The following is a 20,497-nucleotide window of genomic DNA, read 5'->3' as shown; positions in this document are numbered from 1 at the left end:
TGAGCGACCGGTGTGGCGTCGGCATGAGCCGCACCGTTCGGTGCGCCACATCCTGCGGCCATAACAAGGAGCGAGATCAGCGCCCTTCACGCAGCCATGTCGCGGCGAAGGCGCCGAGCAGCAGCAACAGGCCGATCAGGCCGGCGAAGATCGGCAGTACGCCGACGCCCTTCACGACGCTGGCGTCGCGCATCCGAACGCCCATCCAGCCGTCACCTGAGAAGACGCTCGCTGAGCGCACCGGGACGATGCGGGGCAGCTCGACGCTCCCGCCATCCGCGATCCGCACGGCGCTGCCGCCGGTCGCCTGCGTCAGCGGCTTCAATGCCTCGGTGGTGGAGGTGACTTCCGAAAACTCCTTCGGATTGGTCGGGCCGACATTGATCAGCGCCTTCAGCGTGCCGTCGGTCGCCTGCCAGAGGCCGAGCTCGCTGGCCGGCAGGCTGGCGCGCCACTCGCCGGGGTCGCCGGGGCTGAGCGTCAGATCATGCGAGACGCCGGAGGGCGAGGTCACGCTCACCGGCTGGACACTATCCGCCATGGTCTGGCGCACCACCACGAGATCCTTGCCCTGCACCTGGAGGCGCAGTGCCTCTTCGTCGAGGTCCGGCTGCTTCATCAGCCAGTGCGACATCCGCCTGAGCAGATCGAGATGCGGACCGCCGCCCTCATAGCCGCGCGCCCATAGCCAGATGTGGTCGGACAGCAAGAGCGCGACACGGCCCTCGCCGAAGCGCGACAGAAACAGCAGCGGCTTGCCGTCCGCACCCGTCATCACCGGCGGGTTGACCGAATTGCGGGTCTCGACGGTGCGGAAGAAGCGGCTCCAGTGCGGCGGCTCGAACGCCGAGCCCTCCAGCCCGCGCGTGACGGGATGGCGTTTGCCGATGTCGGAGAGATGCGCATAGAACGGCTTCTCGGTGACGCCGACCGGCTCGGCCGGCAGCACCGTGTCGAGCGGCGTGCGCCAGATGCTGGTGGTCGAGGCGTAGTCGGGACCAGCCGACACCAGCACGGCGCCGCCCGCGCGCACATAGCGCGCGATGTTGTCGAAATAGGCGATCGGTAGCACGCCCTGGCGGGCGTAGCGATCGAAGATGATCAGCTGGAATTCGTTGATGTGCTGCTGGAACAGCTCACGCGTCGGAAACGCGATCAGCGACAGTTCGTTGATCGGCGTGCCGTCCTGCTTCTCCGGCGGACGCAGAATTGTGAAATGCACGAGGTCGACGCTGGCGTCGGACTTCAAGAGGTTGCGCCAGGTGCGTTCGCCGGAATGCGGCTCACCCGACACCAGGAGCACGCGCAGCTTGTCGCGCACGCCGTCGATGGCGACGACCGCGCGATTGTTCACCGGTGTCAGCTCGCGCTCGAGCGGCGAGGCCTCGATCTCGACGATGTTCGGGCCGGCATGCTTGATCTCGACGTCGACGCTTGCGCTCTGGCCACTCGAGAGCGTGCGCTCGTTGATGACCTCACCGTCGCGGCGAACCGTGACCTTGGCGCGCTCGCCGGTGACACCCTGGTCGTCGAGCTTGTAGGTGATGGTCTGGTTCTGGCCGACGATGCCGAAGCGCGGCGCCGCCGTGATCGCGATGCGGCGATCGCGCTCGTCCTTCTGTCCGGTGATCAGGGCCTGCACCGGTGCCTGGAAGCCGAGCGCGGCGGCGTTGGCCGGAATGTCGTGGACGCGGCCGTCGGTGATCAGGAACGCGCCGGCGACGCGGTCGACCGGAACGTCCGACAATGCGGAGGCCACTGCGCCGAACAGCTTTGTGCCGTCGGTTTCGCCGTCGGCCTGTCCGGCATCAACGACGCGTACCTCAAGCCCCTTGATCTTCTTCAGGCTGTCGACCAGCGCCTCCTGCGCCTTCGCGGCTTCCTGGTTGCGCTTGCCGAAATTTTGGCTCGGGCTCTTGTCGACCACGACGGCGGCGACCGAGGTGAGCGGATCGCGGTCCTCGCGCGTGAAGGAGGGATTGGCGAGCGCCAGCAAAAACAGCGCCAGTGCAGCCACGCGCACTGCTGCGCCGCGCGCCCGCGCAAGCAGCAGCACGATTGCGATGACCACGGTCGCAGCAAGCGCGATCCACAGGACGATCGCGGGGACAAGCGGCGTAAAGGCGATGCCGTAATTCATGTTAGATCCAGCACGTTTGCGTCATCCTGAGGAGCGCGTCGCACTTGCGACGCGCCTCGAAGGATGCTTGGTCGGTGGGCGTGGCGCATCCTTCGAGGCTCGGCCAGCGGTGCGGGCGCACCGCCGGTCTCGCACCTCAGGATGACGGCGGTGCTCATTGCCCCAGCCGTTCGATCAGGGCCGGTGCGTGCACCTGGTCGGCCTTGTAGTTGCCGGTCAGCGTGTACATCACGATGTTGACGCCGGCGCGGTAGGCGAATTCGCGCTGGCGCGGCTCGCCCGGCGTGAGCGGCAGCATCGGCTGGCCGTCGGGACGGAGTGCCCAGGCGCCGGCGAGGTCATTGGAGGTGATGATGATCGGCGAGACGCCATCGCCGCCGCGGGCGGGGCGCTGTGCGCTCTCGTCGTCGTCCTCGCGCGGCAGCGCTTCCACCCAGGTCTGGCCCGAGTTGAAGCGGCCGGGGAAGTCGCGCAGCAGATAGAAGGTCTTGGTCAGCACGTGCTCGCGCGGCACCGGCTCGAGTTCGGGCACGTCGAGTGAGGACAGGATCTCGCGCAGGGCCTGCATGCCCGGCGTCTGCGACGCGCCGTTCTCGCCAGGCGGCGCCTCGACCGCGTCGCGGGTGTCGAAGATCACGGTGCCGCCCTGCTTCATATAGGCGTCGATCTTGTTGATGGCGTCCTGCGGCGGTTTTGGCGCGCCAGGCACGATCGGCCAGTAGATCAGTGGGAAGAAGGCGAGCTCGTCACGCACGGGATCGACGCCGACGGGATCGCCGGCCTCGAGCGCGGTGCGCTGCGCCAGGAACAGCGTCAGGCCGGACAGGCCGGCCTTGACGATGGAATCGACGTCGGCATTGCCGGTGACGACATAGGCGAGGCGGGTCTGCGAGGTCGACTTCATCGCGAATTCGTCCGACATGCTGTCGGCGTGCGACGGCGTCGGCGAAAGCACCGCGATGCCTGCGAGCATGAGCCCAAGCAGGATCATGGCGGGCGCGGCGCGGCGGCGCAGCAGCGCGGCGAGGCCGCCGCCGAGCAGCGCCACGATGATCGCGTCCACCAGGAACAGCGCCAGCGAGGTCGACAGCAGCCAGCCACGCAGATCGCGCGGCTCGGCGTTCGTGTAGGTGGCGTGCCGGGCGCGCAGGCCTGCGGTGTTGAGGGCTGCGATGCGGTCGGCGGCGGCGAGCGTGTTCACGGCGAGCGGTCCTTCTGCCGGCCCGTAGAAGCCGGGCGGATGGTCCGGCGTGGCGCGGTCGCGATAATCAGCCGTCAGCGGCTTTGCGGTGGCGGGCGGCGGCCCGAAGGCGCCGAAGCCGTCGAGCATGCGCAGCGGCGAGAGCGTCTCGGCGGTCGCTTCGGCGGCAACGCCGGGGCCGGGCTTGGACGTGTAGCCGGACATGTCGACGACCCGCCGCAGCATCTCGACGAAGGTGCCGGACATCGGCAAATCCGACCAGCGCATGTCGGCGCTGACGTGGAACAGGCTGACCAGCCCCTTGCCGCGATGCTCGCCGGTCACGAGCGGCGTGCCGTCTTCGAGCGAGGCCCAGCTCTTGGTGGCGAGCACCGCATCGGGCTCGGCCAACACCTGCCGGCTCACGGTGACGTCCTTGGGGACGACGACGCCGGCAAACGGACCATCGGCCGCGAAGCTGGCCAGATGCTGCGGCTTCTCCCAGGTCAGGCTGCCGCCGAGCGTGCGGCCGCCCTTGCGCAGCTTGACCGGAACGAGATCGTCTTCGGCCTGCGCGAGCCTTGGACCTGCGAACCGCACCAGCACGCCGCCCTGGTCGATCCAGGCGTTGAGGCGCTCGCGCAGTTCGGGCGCGACGGTGCCGACATCGGCCAGGATGATCATCGGCAGCTTCTGGTCGAGGAATTGGGTGATGCCCTGCTGCGGCGAGCCCTTGTCGGCGAGCCGCACGTCGGCGAACGGCGCCAGCGCGCGCGTGAGATAGAAGGTCGGCGCCAGCAGCGGCTGCGCGGTCTCACTGCTTGCGCCCGAGACGATGCCGATGGCGCGCCGCCGCCAGCGCTTGTCGAGCAGCTGCACCGCGCCGGCCGAACGCTCGCCGGAGATCTCGAGCCGCGAGATGTCGTTGCGCAGCTCGACCGGCAGGTCGAACGCCGCCTCGGTCTCCTTGTCCTGCAGTCCGAAGGTGAAGCGCGCCTCGCCGATTGGCGAGGCCTTCTGGTCCAGCGCCCGCACGGTGCCGGCGGCAATGCCGCTGTCGGTGCGCAGCACCTTCACCGTCATCCTCGCAGCCGCGTTCTCCGCCGCGACCAGCGCCAGCGAGGAGGAGGTGCCGCCTTCGAACACCGTCAAGCTGCGATCTCCGATGGTCTTGCCGAGCCCTTGCACGAACTCTTCGCCACGGCCGGTGTCGACGCCGTCAGACAGCCAGGCGATCTCGCAGTCGCCAGTCGCTTTCAGGAAACGATCGATCGCGGTAAGGGTTTCAACGCGCTCGATCGAATAGGGTTTCGGCACGATCTGCCGCAGCGCAACGCGCGCCGCGCCCGCCGGCATCAGCGTGATGTCGCGGTTCGACTCGGACAGCGGCACCAGCGCAATCGCGCGGCGGTCGTTGTCGGCGTTGGCGATCAGCTCGTCGGCGGCCCGGATCCTGACGTCCCAGTTCGATGCGGCGCTCCAGCCGTCGTCGAACATGATCATCAGCGGCGCCTTGCTGGCCGCAAGGCCGGTCTGCGGATTCCAGATCGGGCCGGCGGCCGCGAAGATCACCAGGGCTGCGGCGAGCAGCCGCAGTGCGGTCAGCCACCATGGCGTCCGCGCCGGCGTCTCTTCCCGTGGCGCGATGTCGAACAGCAGGCGTGTCGGCGGAAACTCGATGCGGCGCGGCCGCGGCGGCATCACGCGCAAGAGCCACCACAGCACCGGCAGGCTGACGAGGCCGATCAAGAGCAGCGGTTCGGTGAAGGCGAGCGGCAATCCCATCATGCGGCCGGCCCCGCCTTGATCGAGGTGGTGCGAGCGCCCGACTTGCTCACCTGCATGCCGGCGTGGAGGAACAGCAGCAATTCGGCGGCCGAGCGGTCGGTCGCATGCGTCGTGAACAGCCAGTCGAGCTTGTTGGTCTCGGCGCGGATCTGGTCGCGGTGCAGCGCCAGCCGCGCGGTATAATCCTCCGCCCAGCTTTCGGCGCGGCCGGCGGTGATCACGCCAAAGCCCTCGGGCTCGACGAACTCGACGCGGCCGGAATAGGGGAAGCTCTCTTCGGCGGGATCGACGATCTGCACCAGCATGCCATGCGCGCCGGAGCCGGAGAGCCCTGCGAGCGTGGTCCTGATCTCCGTGATCGGCGACCAGAAATCCGACAGCACGATGGTCTCGGCGAGCGCCGCAGGCACGAAGGACGGCGGCAGGCTCAGCCGGTCGGCATCGTCATGCAGCATCGCCTGCGCCATTTTGTCGATGACGCTGCGGCTTGCAGTCGGCGACATCAGCCCGGGAATACCGACGCGCTCGCCGCCCGCGACCAGCAATTCTGCCAGTGCAAACGCGACGATCAAGGTGCGTTCGAGCTTGGATTCACGCGCGGTCTTGGAGGCGAATGCCATCGACGGCGAGCGGTCCGGCCAGATCCAGACCGTGTGCGAAGCTTCCCATTCGAGCTCGCGGACATAAAGATGGTCGTCACGCGCCGAGCGGCGCCAGTCGACGTTCTGCGACGGCTCGCCGGAGACGAAGCGACGGTACTGCCAGAAATTCTCGCCAGGGCCGGCGCGTCGGCGGCCATGCAGACCGTGAATGACGTTGGCGGCGATGCGGCGGGCCTCGAGCACCAGGCGCGGCAGCGAAGCGGCGAGCGTACGGCTTTCGCCATCGGCACGTCGGATCGCTGCTATCTCCCTCGCTGTGTGCCCGGTCTCTGCAGCCATCAACCGATCCGCGTCTTCAATTGTTTGATCACGTCCGGAATCGTCCGGCCTTCGGCACGTGCCTGGAAGGTCAATGCCATGCGGTGCTTCAATATCGGCTCGGCGAGGTCGAGCACGTCGTCGATCGAGGGCGCGAGACGTCCGTCGATCAGCGCGCGGGCGCGCACGGCCAGCATGAGGGATTGGCTGGCGCGCGGACCGGGGCCCCAGGCGATGAACTTGCCGGCCTCGCCGCTCTCCTCGCCCGGACGAGCCGAGCGCACCAGCGACAGGATGGCTTCGACCACGGAGTCGCCGACGGGCAGGCGGCGCACCAGCCGCTGCGCGGTGATCAGCGCGTCCGCGCTCATCGAGCCCTTCGCCAGCGTCTCTTCGGCGCCGGTGGTCTCGAACAGGATGCGCCGTTCGGCATCGCGATCGGGATAATCGACGTCGATCTCCATCAGGAAACGGTCGAGCTGCGCTTCAGGCAGCGGATAGGTGCCTTCCTGCTCCAGCGGGTTCTGCGTCGCGAGCACGTGGAACGGCTTTGGCAGATCGTGGCGCGCGCCGGCGACGGTGATGTGCTGCTCCTGCATCGCCTGCAGCAGCGCCGATTGCGTGCGCGGGCTGGCGCGGTTGATCTCGTCGGCCATCAGCAATTGCGCGAACACGGGGCCGGAGATGAATCGGAACGAGCGTTTTCCCGCGACGCTCTCGTCGAGCACTTCGGCGCCGAGAATGTCCGACGGCATCAGGTCAGGCGTGAACTGGATGCGCTTGGCATCGAGACTGAGCGTGACGCCGAGCGTCTCGACCAGCTTGGTCTTGGCAAGCCCGGGCACGCCGATCAGGAGCGCGTGGCCGCCGGAGAGGATCGTGACCAGCGTGTTCTCGATCACGCGATCCTGGCCGAAGATCACCGATGCGATCGCGTCCTTCGCGGCGCGCACCTGGCTCGACACCTGCTCGGCCGAACGGACGACACCGTCTTCGAGCTTCTCGACACTTTCCGCCATCCGTTAGCTCCTTAAGCCTGCCACGCGGCTATCTTGCGTCGTCAAATGATCGCATCAACTTGCAACATGGGCCCTATGCTAGACTTGCAGGAAGGCCATGTATTCGTTGAATTAACCTATCCCCACCTTATCGGCTTCGGGTTATGTACGGCATCACGAAGTGGCGACCTCCACACCGGACTTTACCGGGTGGAACCGTACAGTTACGTACAACGTAGACGTACTGATCAGACTTGCACCAATCGTGCCAACGGACAAAGTCAGGGCAAACCATGGCGAACCAAGGGCAGAGCGCCGATCGCGGTCTTGAGGGGCTGACTGCCGCCGCCAAAAGTGCTGCCACTGCCGAAGGCGCCAAAAAGGGCCTGCCTCCGGTGCATCTGTGGAATCCGCCGTTTTGCGGCGATCTCGATATCCGAATCGCCACCGATGGTACTTGGTTCTACATGGGCACGCCAATCGGGCGGCACGCGCTGGTCCGCCTGTTCTCGACCATCCTCAAGCGCGAGGGCGACAAGCATTTCCTCGTCACGCCTGTGGAGAAGGTCGGCATCCGTGTCGACGACGCACCGTTCATGGCGGTCGAGATGCTGAAGCAGGGCGAGGACAACCATCGCGTGCTGAGCTTCCGCACCAATGTCGACGACTGGGTCACCTGCGACGCCGCGCACCGGCTGCGCTTCGAGCAGGCCAGGGACGGCGGGTTGACGCCATATCTGCACGTCCGCGCCGACCTCTGGGCCAAGGTCACCCGTGCGCTCTATTACGATCTGGTTGACATGGGGGAGGAGCGGATGGTCGATGGCCAGCCGATGTTCGGCGTCGAGTCGGCCGGCGAATTCTTCGCCATGGCCGACGCGGAGCAGGTGAGGGCCGCGCTTTGAACAAGCCTATTTCCAAGAGCGAGCACGAGCCCGTCGCTTTCCGCGCGGCGGATTTCTTTGCCCGCTCCAGGGCGAAGCTCGGCTTCGACGTGCCGCCCGGCCTGTTTGATCCGAATATCGTTCCCGCCTCCGGCGATCCCGGCACCGACAAGATGCTCGAGATCGTCGCGCGCGAGCAGCCTGTGCGCCCCGCAGCTGTGCTGATCGCGGTGGTCGACCATCCCGAGCCGACGATCCTGCTGACGCAGCGCTCGGCGCATCTCAACGATCATGCGGGCCAGATCGCCTTTCCCGGCGGCAAGATCGACGTCACCGATTCCTCGCCGCTCGACGCCGCGCTGCGCGAGGCCGAGGAAGAGGTCGGGTTGTCCAGAGATTTCGTCGAGCCGATCGGCTATCTCGATCTCTATGGCACTGCGTTCGGCTTCCGCATCCTGCCGACGGTCGCCCGGGTGCGGCCGGGCTTTCATCTCACCATCAACCATTCCGAGGTTGATGACGCATTCGAAGTGCCGCTATCCTTCCTGATGAATCCGGCGAACCACCAGGTGCACAGCAAGGAATTCCGCGGCATGGAGCGGTTTTACTACGCGATGCCGTTTGCAGAGCGCTACATCTGGGGTGCGACGGCCGGAATGTTGCGTGTGCTGTATGAGCGGATCTACTCGTCATGATCCGGCCGGTTCTGACCGAGATCGGAATCTTCCTCATCCCCTTTGCCGTCTATGCGCTGTTCCTGGCCGCCACGCGGTCCGGCCTGTTCGTGCAATCGTCCTGGCCGATCACCGTCGTCGCGCGCCTTATCCTGGTGGCGCTCGTGCTCGTCATCGCCGGGCTGATCGGGCTCGCGCATTTCTCCGGCGCCGCGCCGAACTCCACTTACGTTCCCGCCCATGTCGTGAACGGCAAGCTCGTGCCGGGCACTGAAAAATAAGGGCTGCATGATGAGCGCAGAGCCGATACTCGCCGGTGCGCCCTGGCTGACCGCAGGCGGGACGGCGCGCGTCCTGCAACTGCTCAACGCGGATGGCGAGGAAGGGCGTGTGGTCGGCGGCACCGTCCGCAACGCTCTGCTCGGCCTGCCGCCGGGCGATACGGATATCGCGACCACGGCGCTGCCGGAGGAGGTCGTGCGTCGCGCGAAAAGCGCCGGCATCAAGAGCGTGCCGACTGGCATCGACCACGGCACCGTCACGCTCGTCATCGATGGCGTGCCTTACGAAGTCACGACGCTGCGCGAGGACACCGAAACCTTCGGCCGCAAGGCCAGGGTCGTGTTCGGTCGCGACTGGGTGAAGGACGCCGAGCGTCGCGACTTCACCATGAACGGCCTGTCGGTCGACGCCAACGGAGTCGTCTACGACTATGTCGGCGGCATCGCGGATGCCAAGGCGCAGCGCGTGCGCTTCATCGGCGACCCCGACCAGCGCATCGCCGAGGATTACCTGCGCATCCTGCGTTTCTTCCGCATCCATGCCGCGTTCGGCGTCGGCGAGCCCGATCGCAACGGCTATCTCGCCTGCATCCGCGGGCGCGCAGGCCTTGCGACGCTCTCGGCCGAGCGGGTGCGCATGGAGATGCTGAAATTGCTGGTCGCGGGCGGCGCATGCGCAGCAGTGCTGTCGATGGCCGACAGCGGATTGCTGCAAGCGATGATCGGTGGTGTCGCCTATACCGGGCCGCTGACGGCGATGATCGCAATCGAGCACGCGCTCGGTCTGCCGGCAAGCAGCACGCGCCGGCTGGCTGCGCTCACCGTGGCCGTCACCGAAGACGCCAAGCGTGTCGCCACGCGATTGAGGCTATCCAATGCGGAAACCAAGGCGCTGGATTCGATGGGCCATCGCTGGTGGCGTCTTCCCACCAGGGACGAGGCCAATGCGCGGCGGCTGGTCTACCGTCTTGGTGCCGAGCGCTATCATGATCGTGTGTTGCTGGCCTGGGCGCGCAGCGGCGGCGACGTGACCTCGTCGCGCTGGCGCGAACTCGCCGAATTGCCGCAGCGCTGGACCGCGCCGAAATTTCCGCTGCGCGCCGCCGACTTCATCGCGCGCGGCATGGCCGAAGGGCCTGCGCTCGGACATGTGTTGACACTCGCCGAGGACGCTTGGCTTGCGGCGGATTTTCCACTAGACGAAGCCGCACTCGCCGTCATTGCCGATCAAGCTGCGGCACGCATCAGCCGCGACGAGAGAACGTGACCATCGTTTCAGGCTTCGCAGACATCTGCCGCTGGTCGGCGCCGAGCCGGTGGTGCCGATCATCGCGATCTCCGCGCTCGGCGACACTGGCCTTGCGGCAGGATCCGTCGGCTACGGCGTTCTCGTCGGCGGCACGTCAGGCTCGGGCGTGATCCTGCTCTCGCTAATGATGGCCGCGGGCCTCGAAGGCGCTGCCGTGATCGCAACCGACGCGATGATCTCGCTCGGCACCGGTCTCATCAGGATCTCGGTGTTCGGCCTCGCTGGCGCGGTGACTGCGCAGGTGCTCGCCTTCGCGCTTCTGATCGGCGGCATCGCCATCCCCGGCGCGTTCCTGGCCAAAGCCTTCGTCGAGCGGATGCCGGTGCACATCCACACCGCGATCCTCGATGTTGCGGTGATCACCGGCGGGCTGGTGATGATCTCGGCGGCGGCGAGGCAGCTGATCGGGTAGATGGCCCTGGCGTCAGGCGGGGGTTGAGGCACCGATGGTCAGCAACACAGCGCAAGCAAAAGCTAGTGCGCGATTCGGAACTTTCGGAAAATTCCGAGGTAGACCGGATGGCCAATGGTATGGAGTGCCGCCTGTAGCGCATTCTGACATGCCTGGTCTGGTGAAAGCCCGTCAGTCCAGCAAATTGGCCTCAGCTCAGCCAGCCCCGAGTTGAGGCCGATTTTTGCTGGCCATTGGCCTTCGGCGACAGCGGCGGCGGACGTCCCGTTCATCTCTAGAAGTTGTAGTTCAGGCCGACGCGCACCAGATTGCCGTTGTTGTGAAATCTGTACGTGATCGTATTGTTCGCGTCGCCCGGAACCGGGGCGTAATCCAGGGTGAGGTTTTGCGCGCCAAGATCGTAGTAGAGGTATTCGAACTTGGCCCTCCAGTTGCTGGAAAATGCGTATTCCAGGCCGCCGCCCGCCGTCCACCCGATGCGAACCGCCGCCGAGCCGGCGCTGATCAGAAATGGGCCCGCGCCGTTTGGGACGCCAATGGTATAGATGCTGTCATCGACCTTTCCATAGGCCAGGCCAGCGGTTGCAAACGCAAGCAACCTGTTGTTCAGGGTGGTAAACCCGAGGCGACCGCGTACGGTCCCAAGCCAGCCCAGCTTTTGTGTAGCGGATTCGGTATTGGCGTCGATGACGCCGCCGCCGATGAAAGGGGTCGCCGGGAACACGCGCGTGTCGGTCTTCTTCAGACCGCTGGAGTTGATATCGGCTTCAATACCTGCGACCCAATTCGACCCGAATTGGAAATTGTATCCAACCTCAACCCCGCCGGTGAAAGCGGTATCGCCGACGTCGAACCTCGGAAATTGGCCAACGGCCTGGCGCCCGGAAAAGTCAACGCCGGTGGTCGTAAATGACACGGGGTCCGCCCGTGTGTCGCTCCACGTGACGCCCACGCTGCCGCCCAGGTAGAATCCGGACCAACTGTAGGCGACCGGTGCCGCTGCCCGCAGGCGCCGCCTTGTACACGGGCGCGAGATCGGCCGCGTTGACCGAACCAGTGATCACAATCGTGGCGATAGCAGCAGGAATCCACGTCCGCACAGACCATCTCCCGTTAGCCCGCAGGCTGATCTAACCACAAGCACGCGACGATACCTGTGCACTTCAGGCAACACCCTGTGAAATACGGATGGATTGAGCTGCGAAATTGAAGTTCCACTCGGCCAACCCGTCTCGTTGACGAACCATTCGCGCTGCGCCGCCGACTAAGGGGACGGGATCAGCGCCGAGGGAGAATGGCGAAATTCGCTATCCCGGCTCCTCCCGTCGATTGCGGAACCCACATGTGATGCAGATGCGCTCCACAGTATACCGGTTGTTCCCATGGTTGACCGTGGCGGCTCTCGCAGGGATGCCCATTGTGGCTGTCGCAGACGACGCGGACACCTGCGCAAGGCAATCAGGCGACGCCGCCATCGCGGCGTGCTCCCGCGCCATTGCGTCGGGAGAGTTCACGGGCGAGGAGCTCGCGAAAATCTACTTAAACCGCGGTGCCGAATATAAGAACAAGGGCGACCTCGACCGCGCCATCGCCGACTACAGCGAGGCAATCCGGGTCGATCCGAAGCGCGTCGCGGTCTACATCAACCGTGGCAACGCCTGAATGGCCAAGGGCGACCGCGATCGCGCCATCGGCGAATACGATTCTGCACTCCGCCTCGATCCGAAATATGTCGAGGCCTATGACAACAGCGGCGACGCTTTTCTGGCCAAAGGCGATCTCGACAGTGCCATCGCGGACTACAACGAAGCGATCCGGCTCAATCCGAAATTTGCCAAATCCTATTACAACCGCGGCGTGGCACGTGAGAAGAAGCGCAGTCTGCAAGAAGCATTGTCCGACTTCGCAGCGTACGCGCAGCTCGTTCCGTCCGACCCGGATGGCCCGTAGTCCATGGCGCGCGTCAAGACGGAGTTGAGCGCGATGACGCGGCGGCGCTGACGGCTTGATGGCTGGGGTTGGCCGACGCGCACGCTGTCGGCGCTTTGTCCGACCTGCGCTCCTGATCCGAAGCGAGCATTCCGCATGGCTCGAAACGTTCGAGCCATGCTAACCTATGTTCTGATGCAGCCGCCGGGCGAAGTGAACTAGCGGCGGCCCAATTGCTCGGCTACTCGCTTTTCGCCGGGCAGCTTGCCCCCGGCCAGCAGGCTGGTGCAAATCCACCGAGATTCTCTAGGTTGCGCGCCAAGGAAGGCCTTGGTCTCTACGCACTGCGCGTAAGTGTTGTAGCTGAGCGTGTCTGTGCATGTTGGCGAGAACATGCTACCATCAACCCCTCCCTGGCCGGCAAGGCTACATCCAACCCAGGGAGCGTTGCCGACCCTGAAACTTGTTTCGCAACCACCGTTGCAGCTGCGGGCTTCTCTCTCCAGCTTGGCAAGCCTCCACAATGCTGAACCCGGGGCGAACTGCGGATTTTGAGCTGATGATGTGCCGGTTGCCCGGTGATGAGATGTCACGGTCGTTGGCCCCTGCCTCGGCACAGCTGTCGGTCTTGCCTTCGGCGCTTCGACCGAGACGGCGGGAAGCGTGGAGTTTGGCGTGGGTTGCGACATTGCCGTGGTGCTACACAGCAAGACGGATGACAAGGTAGCGACGACTGACGGCACGACGAAGCCCAATGACGATCGCATAAGGTACCTCCCCAAACCGGGACAGAACAGCCGTCCCGACAGCTAGAGATTGTATCACAACATTCTGATGCCGGCAATTCGGAGGACGTAGGAGCATCCGTGCCATCGACATGGTGGCCGACAGAACGCCGCCAGCTCGCGCCGTTGCAATGTCGCTTCTGGCTCTTCTGTGACCTCCAGTGATGTCCGCTGGTGCGCGGTTGCTCGCAGAGAAGCGGGCGTCGAGTGTATTGCCGTGACCGTGCACTCGGATCGCGGCTGCGCTTCAGCGAGGGGCACGAGTCATTCGTTTGCGTTCCGTCGCAGATCTGATCTCAACGTTATGTGCGACGATTGCCCGGCCCATGCATTGTGCCTGGTCAAGTTGCAAACAAGCGGTCGGCACAATATCGTCGATGGTCCGACGCTCTTTCTGGCGATCAATCTTCTCAGGAATAAACACCATGAATGTGGTCTCGGCGACCCGCGGGATCGATCGCCCTTCAGGGAGGGTCGACATCCCATCGGCCTGGCAGGGCGCTGAGATGAAGGCCAATCCTGAGCGATGGCTGATATCGCTTGCGGCCAGCGAGATCGCGGAGCTTGAGAACGCGGCAAAATCCTATCTTGGCCGAAGCAAGAAGATCGCCGACATCACCAGGGAAAGCTTTCCGCTTCCCCGCTTCGGCGCGCATCTGGCAGGGCTCAAGACAAGGTTGCTGACTGGCTTGGGTTTCGAGGTCATACGCGGTCTCCCGGTGGCGAATTACAGCCAGGAGTTTGCGGCCACGATCTTTTGCGGGGTGGGCGCGCATCTGGGATCGGCGCGGTCGCAAAATGCAGCGGGTCACATTCTCGGTCACGTCCGTGACATCGGCGCCGATGCGAGGGATCCGAACACCCGGATTTATCAGACGTCGGAACGGCAAACATTCCACACGGATTCGTCCGACGTGGTGGGACTGTTATGCATTCGCGAAGCCATGGAGGGAGGCGACTCTCTCCTCGTCAGTACGACGACCATCTACAACGCGATGTTTGACAGGCGTCCCGACCTTGCCGCTCTCCTGTTCGATCCCATCGCGACGGACCGGCGCGGCGAGGTCCCGGAGAACGAAAAACCATATCTTGAAATCCCGGTGCTGAATTGGCATGCGGGATTCCTGACCGGGTTCTATCAGCGTCAGTATATCGACAGTGCGCAGCGCTTTCCCGATGCGCCAAGACTGACGCCGGCTCACGTCGAGGCGCTCGATCTGTTCGACGCGCTCGCAAACGACCCCGGCTTGCATTTTGGTATGCGGCTTCAGCCGGGTGATATGCAGTTCGTCTACAATCATGCCCTGTTGTCTACAATCATGCCCTGTTGCATGACCGGACCGGCTTCCGCGATTGGCCCAATGCAAGCCAAAAACGTCATTTGCTGCGCCTTTGGCTCAGCATGGAAGGTGACCGGCCGCTGCCCGACTGCTTCAAGCAGCGCTATGGCTCGATCGAGATCGGCAACCGTGGCGGCATCATCACCAAAGGCACCAGTCTGAACGTGCCGCTGGATTGATGGTCGAGGTCAGACTACGCCGCTCGGTAGCGTCCGCCCCGACGGCATCGCCGGCGAGATGGACGTGAGGTGCTGGCCCAAGCACTTACGGGCCCAAGCACTTACGGGCTCAAGCGTCTACGGGCCGTGCAAGCTGTTCAGAAACCGCTCCTTTTCGCCGGGCGCATAACCCTGAGAAGCGCCGTAATACGCTTCAGTGTTGCCACCGGAGGGCGCCGCACCGAATTGGGTCGGCGGCCGGTCCGGCGCGTAGGCAAAGCTCGAAGCGGAACTTGGTGACCAGCCCCGATGGGCGTGAACAACCGCGTGCCGGTGCGCGTGACGCACCGTCGCCGCGTTCGCAGCGCCGCACAGGGAAATCAAAAGGCCCAAGGCCAAAATGGAACGCATCGTTTTTCTCCGGCTGCCCCTTGGCTCCTCAGGTAAGGCTCGGCCGCGGAGTCCCAACCGATCCGGACTTCACGGCTGGTCACATCCCCGACATTACGGACCCGTATGGGGCGAGCGATCGTGCGATTTGACAAATGTCGCCTGGCGACATCGCAGGACGCGAGAAGTTGATGAGCCTTCCGGCCCTGCGATCAAGTGGCACTGGGAGCGCAGTCTGCGCTGAGCGCGTGCCAGCATTGCCGTGATCAGCGCGTCCGGGGCGGAGGCTGCAGCTGTCTGAACCTCACGCGCGGGTTTACATCGCAATAGGTGTTCCACCGCCCGGATGACGAGGCCAGGCACTGCTCTCGCGTCGAGTACATGCACTCGCCGGAAGCGCCGAGCTCTCCGCCAAAGACGCACCAGGGATAGTCACGCTCAGCGTGCGCGGCGGGAGCAAGTCCCGCCACCATGAAGACAACCAGCACGGCGATGCGCATGAGATCCTCCATCATGCCGGCCGAACGGCGCCGGAAAAAACTGGAGCCTGGAAAGGGTAGCCGGTCGCTGAATAGGGCCTAACGAATTGTCGCCGCATCGGCAAGCACCGATCCGGCGTTGCACGACATCGTTCCTGACGAATTGCGAAAGCTTGTCATCAGCTCTTAGGAACATCCGCAAGCAGCCTCGCTTGACGAGCACAACGTCAAACGGAGTTGAAGCATGCGAAAGACAATTTTCTCGGTGGCCCTGTGTGCGTTGCTTGCGGGTGCGTCGATCGGTTTCGCCCACGCGCAGGCGGGCGGGGCGGGTGCTGGAGCCGGCGGGGGTGCCGGCGCCGGTGCGGGCACTGGAGGAGCCGGCTCCGCGGCCGGTAATGGATCGAGCGGCGGCACAAGCGGCATGGGCAGCGGCAGCAATGCGGGTGCCGGATCCAACGCAGGCGCCACCGGCAATGGCGGGACCAGCAGCGGCCAGGGTGGCCCCCAGAATATTCGTCCCGGCCGGAGCAACGATCCCACCGGTCGCTGACATTCTCGCCTCGTGACCTGACAAGGAAAGGGAGGCTGCTGAGCCGCGCTCGGCAGCTTCTTTCCTATGATGGCGTCGTCAGATTCTTCTGACTGCCGACGTTTACAACAAGATCGACCCATTGCAGACCTTGCCGCTGCCGATGAGAGGGGTCATGGAAGTATCGGTCACACGTTCGGAGGATTGAACCCGATGACTGAGCGGAAGGAAGTCCCTTGGGAAGGGCAATGTGCCGACGCCGCCTACCAGTTCGCATTTCGCTGCGCAGACTTGGTAACGCGAAATCCCCACAACTTGGCCGCGCCGCTAAATGGTATCATCAACAACTTGATGACTGAGCTCTGGGACCGGAATTTCAGCCAAAGCGAAGTTCGGACCGCTATAGGTCCCGGGCCGGAGTATTGACAGGTTAGCTGACACTGCGAATGGGCATCTTGATGCTTAAACGTGAAGGAGATCACACTCGCAATTGGGATATTGCCGTACGAGAGTGATGGTCGGACGCCAAACGGAACTGGGTTTCGGTAAACCTACCCCGTTCCCGCAGCTCAGGTCTTTTCGCGCCCCGACTGCTTTGCTGGTGTCCGGCAGTATGATAGGTTTTCGAACGTCAGGCTCATTTTTTCATCGACGATAATCGTTAGCTAAGCCAAATTGAAATGGCCGAAATTCGCAACATCAAGTCTGGCAAGAGTGGTGGCGAGCCTCCGCGCGAGGCGATGCCGCGCCGCCTTGCTGCAATTGTCGCTGGCGATATTGCCGGCTACAGCCGCCTCATGCAAATCGATGAAGAGGGAACGCACGTTCGCGTCAAGCGGCTCGAGCGCGAGCTTATCGAGCCCAGTATCGTCGAGCACCACGGCAAGCTCGTCAAAACCACCGGTGACGGCTTTCTCGCAATTTTCGACAGTCCAGTTGAGGCCGTTCGATGCGGTATCGTCATTCAGCAGAACATGATCGGACGCAACGCGTCTCTGCCGAAGCACCATTGGATCGAATATCGAATAGGAGTGAACCTCGGCGACGTCATCATCGAGGCGGACGACATCTACGGTGATGGTGTCAACATCGCGACGCGCCTCGAAGGAATTGCCGATCCCGGCCAGGTGTACATTTCGGGAGGCATCTACGAGCAGATCAAGCATAAACTGGTCTGCGGATATGAATCACTGGGCGATCGCAAGGTGAAGAACATCACCGATCCGGTGAGAGTCTATCGCGTTCTTCCCGACGCTATGGCCTTCAGCAGAATCCGCAAGCGACGCGAGAGCGTTCTGATGATCTTGTTGAGTTTTACCGTGTTGGTCATCGCGGGCGGCGTGCTGTGGTATTTGCTGCAGCCGCACGATCAAGCGGCGCGTCAGGTGCTGGCACCAGCCTCGCCTCCAGCAGAGTCGCCCGTGCCCTCTCCATCGGCGTCATACGCTGCCAAACAGGACGTGCCGTTAACTTCGTCGCCCGTACCGTCCACCGTGCCGGCGCCGATCCCGCAGCCTGCCGCTCCCCAATCTCAGCCGGCTCCTTCGACCCCGCCACCGGTCCCGGCGGCGGTCCGCGAACCTGAAATGGTTCCGGTCCGTGGCGGCATCTTCACGATGGGCAGCAACGACGACATCTCGGAAAAGCCTGTTCGCCGGGTCACGGTTAAATCTTTTGATATCGGCAAATATCCGATCACTGTTCGCGAATGGAACGAATGCGCCGCGGCAAAGGTGTGCGCTTTCGTGGCGGCGGGAGCGGATGATGCGCCGGTTACGAATGTGAGCTGGAGTGACGCAAAGACGTTTGTCACCTGGTTGGCAACTGCGACCGGCAAGCCCTATCGGCTTCCAAGCGAAGCTGAATGGGAGTACGCGGCGCGGGGCGGCACACAAAGCAAATATTGGTGGGGCGATCAGTTCAAGCCGGGCATGGCCAATTGCAAGAATTGCGCTGATGTCGCCAGCGCCGAGCAGCCGGGCAGGGTCGGAAGTTTCAAGCCAAATCCGTTTGACCTGTTCGACATGGGCGGCAGTGTCGATCAGTGGGTCGAGGATTGCTGGCACAAAAACTATCAGGGAGCGCCTTCGGACGGGTCACCATGGCTCGGAGGTGAATGTTCGTCGCACGTCATCCGGTCTGGCTCTTGGAAGAACGACGCGACCTATGTTCGCCCAGCGAGTCGCGACAGTTATGACACCAACGTTCGCTATCCGACCCATGGATTCCGTGTTGCTTTGTCTCCGTGACGCGGCGGAGGGAATACTCCCATGAAGATCATTCGATTTGTGATGCTTTCCGTCGTCCTGACTCTGGTGTGCTTCGGCGCCGCACGCGCCCAAGGAAAGCCTGCTGGCAAGGACACGGTACTCTATTTCGTTTGGCCCCAGAACGGTGCCGTCATCAAAGGTGGGTTCTGGTGCCGTTTCGGCTTGCGCGGTATGGGCGTGACCCATGCCGGGGACGACTTCAAGAACAGTGGGCACCATCATCTTCTCATCGACGTGACGGAGCCGCTCAATCCCAATGAGCCGATTGCATCGGACAAGTCTCACCTTCATTTTGGAGCGGGGCAGACTGAGGCACGTATCGAACTGCAGCCGGGAAAGCACACGTTGCAACTCGTCCTGGGGGACGCACGTCACTATCCGTTCGACCCGCCGGTCGTTTCGGAAAAAATTACCGTCACAATAAAATAGATGTCCCCAGGTGTTTCCAAGTCTGTGAACGTCGTTTCCTCTCTTGCCCGTTAGGTATCACTTCAGAGTGTCTTCCCTCGAAAAAGTGGACGGGTTTAAGCGGCTTTTAGCCCCTATCAGCTGCGATGTAAGCAAACTGTAAGAAGAATGGAAGCGGCTTGTAAAGCGCTTCCCATGACCTCAGGGCATCCTCGTGCGCGGCTGAACGGTATGCACTGCTTGCCGATCTCGGGTCACGAGGGAGGTCATCATGAGACGGATTGTTGAGCTGACGAGCGCTACGTGCTGCGAGACCGATGACCTCGCCGGGCAGGGGATCGCCGCGAATTCACATCGGTCGATAGGTTTGGAGGCCGCGGCCGCGTCGCTCTTGCTCTGTGTCGTATGCGTTCTCGCATCTGCGAACCCCGCTCACGCTCAATGTTCAGCGCGTGATGTGTTGCAGAGGCAGTTGATGCTCAAGGCGACGCCCGTTGTCCCAGGACGCATGGGTCCAGTAACGTCTGTTTCGGACGTTGCCAGATGGAAAACGATCACCATCGGCACGTTCCCAGATTCGTTTGCTCTTCTCACCGCGCTAAGTGCGATCGGTTGCGGCGTCGGCGACTCGGCTGCGGCGGCTCTTGCTCGACCGGCCTTTACCGTCGGCGGCACGAGGACGGCGGTGGAACTTCTGACAGTGTCGGCGGCCGACCTGGGCTTCAAAGGTGAGACCGTGTCGTTGCGGCAAATCTACGAACTCGCGCAGCAACTGGGCTTTGGGCTTGCACCGCCCGAAATCGCTCCGCAGCTTAGACTTCAATATCTGGACCAGCCCGTCGGTGAGTTTCTCATCATCGGCATGAAGCCGATCCGGACATGGACAGATGAAGAAGTCATCCTGACCGTGGCAAATGGGGGAGCGGGTCTCATTCTCATCGGCCAGGATGGTCGCGCCGATGCGGAAATACCGGTGGCCTCCCGCTTCGTCTTTGTGCGCTCCTTGCCCATGACGCCAGCGGCGCTGATCGAAACTGACTTTCCAAGATGACCGAGGCGAAGAAATGCTGGCTATGAGAACGATGAATCAGATGGCGATTCCGATCTGTCTACTGCAGCTGTTCACGACCGCGACGCTTGCGCGAGACGACGGGCGCTATGCGAATTCCCCGCTGAAGCCCTGGTTCGAGAGTCTGCAGAGCGAATTCGGGAAGTGCTGTGAGGATTCTGACGCCTACGTGGTCTCCGAACCGAATTGGAAGTCCGATCACGGGCAATATCGCGTTCGCATCGACGACGAATGGGTGCTCGTGCCAGACGGCGCTCTCATCAAGCAACCCAATCTCGCCGGACGGACGATGGTCTGGAAGCACTACATCGATGGCCATCCTCGTGTCCGCTGTTTCATCCCGGGCAGCATGACTTGATGCGTCGACCATCCTCCAATACACTGACGTCATTGCCGAGAATGCCGGCAAACTCCACCTCGCGGTAGCCGAGAACGGCAACTCTCCTCAGGGTGCCCTCAAAATCGGACTTCAGCAGGTCACGGGCCGTACAGAGCTGCAGACCGATCTTCCGCTGCCCTCGATCGGGCCGGATCGATTCTCATCATCGCCC

Annotated in this window: 19 protein-coding genes and 1 pseudogene; 13 read left to right on the top strand and 7 right to left on the bottom strand. The window is 63.5% G+C overall.

Annotation, left to right across the window (positions count from 1 at the left end):
• Positions 1-76: 76 nt before the first annotated feature.
• From YUA_RS0102460 to YUA_RS0102445, 4 genes are all read right to left on the bottom strand, one after another.
• Positions 77-2,140 (bottom strand): membrane protein, encoded by a 2,064-nt coding sequence (locus YUA_RS0102460; RefSeq protein WP_027529221.1) that lies wholly within the window; start codon positions 2,138-2,140, stop codon positions 77-79.
• A 154-nt stretch (positions 2,141-2,294) separates the two neighbouring features.
• Positions 2,295-5,108: a DUF4159 domain-containing protein gene (locus YUA_RS0102455; RefSeq protein WP_027529220.1), complete on the bottom strand. Its 2,814-nt coding sequence runs from the start codon at positions 5,106-5,108 to the stop codon at positions 2,295-2,297.
• Complete coding sequence (locus YUA_RS0102450) at positions 5,105-6,049, bottom strand: DUF58 domain-containing protein (protein ID WP_027529219.1); 945 nt, start codon at positions 6,047-6,049, stop codon at positions 5,105-5,107. Before YUA_RS0102450 ends, YUA_RS0102455 begins: the two co-directional genes overlap by 4 nt.
• Positions 6,049-7,047: a MoxR family ATPase gene (locus tag YUA_RS0102445; protein WP_027529218.1), complete on the bottom strand. Its 999-nt coding sequence runs from the start codon at positions 7,045-7,047 to the stop codon at positions 6,049-6,051. Before YUA_RS0102445 ends, YUA_RS0102450 begins: the two co-directional genes overlap by 1 nt.
• 272 nt (positions 7,048-7,319) lie before the next feature.
• Here YUA_RS0102445 and YUA_RS0102440 point away from each other — a divergent pair, with 272 nt between their 5' ends.
• From YUA_RS0102440 to YUA_RS43360, 5 genes and pseudogenes are all read left to right on the top strand, one after another.
• Positions 7,320-7,931: a DUF1285 domain-containing protein gene (locus YUA_RS0102440; protein WP_027529217.1), complete on the top strand. Its 612-nt coding sequence runs from the start codon at positions 7,320-7,322 to the stop codon at positions 7,929-7,931.
• Positions 7,928-8,605 (top strand): CoA pyrophosphatase, encoded by a 678-nt coding sequence (locus YUA_RS0102435; protein ID WP_027529216.1) that lies wholly within the window; start codon positions 7,928-7,930, stop codon positions 8,603-8,605. Before YUA_RS0102440 ends, YUA_RS0102435 begins: the two co-directional genes overlap by 4 nt.
• The gene (locus YUA_RS0102430; protein WP_027529215.1) at positions 8,602-8,865 is read left to right on the top strand and encodes a DUF6111 family protein; all 264 of its coding nucleotides are present in this window, start codon (positions 8,602-8,604) and stop codon (positions 8,863-8,865) included. The genes YUA_RS0102435 and YUA_RS0102430 overlap by 4 nt, the downstream gene beginning before the upstream one ends.
• Positions 8,866-8,875: 10 nt before the next feature.
• Positions 8,876-10,132, top strand: a complete 1,257-nt coding sequence (locus YUA_RS0102425; RefSeq protein ID WP_027529214.1) for a CCA tRNA nucleotidyltransferase — start codon at positions 8,876-8,878, stop codon at positions 10,130-10,132.
• 76 nt (positions 10,133-10,208) lie between these two features.
• Positions 10,209-10,586: pseudogene (locus tag YUA_RS43360) on the top strand (sulfite exporter TauE/SafE family protein); the annotation flags it as partial.
• A gap of 274 nt (positions 10,587-10,860) precedes the next feature.
• Here the strand turns inward: YUA_RS43360 and YUA_RS43355 are convergent.
• Positions 10,861-11,595: an outer membrane protein gene (locus tag YUA_RS43355; protein WP_256375355.1), complete on the bottom strand. Its 735-nt coding sequence runs from the start codon at positions 11,593-11,595 to the stop codon at positions 10,861-10,863.
• A 338-nt stretch (positions 11,596-11,933) separates the two neighbouring features.
• On the opposite strand from YUA_RS43355, the gene YUA_RS46790 reads away from it, so the two are divergent.
• The 3 genes from YUA_RS46790 (at position 11,934) to YUA_RS43345 (ending at position 14,802) form a co-directional block, all read left to right on the top strand.
• Positions 11,934-12,248 carry a tetratricopeptide repeat protein gene (locus YUA_RS46790; RefSeq protein ID WP_027529212.1) on the top strand — a complete coding sequence of 105 codons (315 nt, stop codon included), beginning with the start codon at positions 11,934-11,936 and terminating at the stop codon, positions 12,246-12,248.
• Positions 12,249-12,536: a tetratricopeptide repeat protein gene (locus tag YUA_RS46785; RefSeq protein ID WP_027529211.1), complete on the top strand. Its 288-nt coding sequence runs from the start codon at positions 12,249-12,251 to the stop codon at positions 12,534-12,536. It abuts the gene before it with no gap.
• A gap of 1,189 nt (positions 12,537-13,725) precedes the next feature.
• Positions 13,726-14,802 carry a TauD/TfdA family dioxygenase gene (locus YUA_RS43345; protein WP_245285089.1) on the top strand — a complete coding sequence of 359 codons (1,077 nt, stop codon included), beginning with the start codon at positions 13,726-13,728 and terminating at the stop codon, positions 14,800-14,802.
• Positions 14,803-14,936: 134 nt separating this feature from the next.
• On the opposite strand, the gene YUA_RS49745 is transcribed toward YUA_RS43345, so the two are convergent.
• Both YUA_RS49745 and YUA_RS0102395 read right to left on the bottom strand, forming a co-directional pair.
• The gene (locus tag YUA_RS49745; protein WP_156947036.1) at positions 14,937-15,209 is read right to left on the bottom strand and encodes a hypothetical protein; all 273 of its coding nucleotides are present in this window, start codon (positions 15,207-15,209) and stop codon (positions 14,937-14,939) included.
• A gap of 245 nt (positions 15,210-15,454) precedes the next feature.
• Positions 15,455-15,688 carry a DUF3551 domain-containing protein gene (locus YUA_RS0102395; RefSeq protein WP_027529210.1) on the bottom strand — a complete coding sequence of 78 codons (234 nt, stop codon included), beginning with the start codon at positions 15,686-15,688 and terminating at the stop codon, positions 15,455-15,457.
• A gap of 223 nt (positions 15,689-15,911) precedes the next feature.
• Here YUA_RS0102395 and YUA_RS49740 point away from each other — a divergent pair, with 223 nt between their 5' ends.
• The 5 genes from YUA_RS49740 (at position 15,912) to YUA_RS0102365 (ending at position 20,304) form a co-directional block, all read left to right on the top strand.
• Positions 15,912-16,220, top strand: coding sequence for a hypothetical protein (locus YUA_RS49740; protein ID WP_156947035.1), 309 nt, complete (start codon positions 15,912-15,914; stop codon positions 16,218-16,220).
• Positions 16,221-16,879: 659 nt separating this feature from the next.
• A complete protein-coding gene (locus YUA_RS0102380) occupies positions 16,880-18,448 on the top strand; it encodes an SUMF1/EgtB/PvdO family nonheme iron enzyme (protein WP_027529207.1) in 1,569 nt (522 codons plus the stop codon).
• A 21-nt stretch (positions 18,449-18,469) separates the two neighbouring features.
• On the top strand, positions 18,470-18,898 hold the full coding sequence (locus tag YUA_RS0102375; RefSeq protein WP_027529206.1) for a DUF4399 domain-containing protein: 429 nt from the start codon (positions 18,470-18,472) through the stop codon (positions 18,896-18,898).
• A 454-nt stretch (positions 18,899-19,352) separates the two neighbouring features.
• The gene (locus YUA_RS0102370; protein ID WP_371259863.1) at positions 19,353-19,928 is read left to right on the top strand and encodes a hypothetical protein; all 576 of its coding nucleotides are present in this window, start codon (positions 19,353-19,355) and stop codon (positions 19,926-19,928) included.
• Between the two features lie 13 nt (positions 19,929-19,941).
• A complete protein-coding gene (locus YUA_RS0102365; protein ID WP_027529204.1) occupies positions 19,942-20,304 on the top strand; it encodes a hypothetical protein in 363 nt (120 codons plus the stop codon).
• The last annotated feature ends 193 nt before the right edge of the window (positions 20,305-20,497 follow it).

This window comes from Bradyrhizobium sp. WSM3983 (assembly GCF_000473045.1).
Classification (GTDB): Bacteria; Pseudomonadota; Alphaproteobacteria; order Rhizobiales; family Xanthobacteraceae; genus Bradyrhizobium.
The sequence above is the reverse complement of the archived record's forward strand: the minus strand, read 5'-3'. Positions and strand labels throughout refer to the sequence as shown.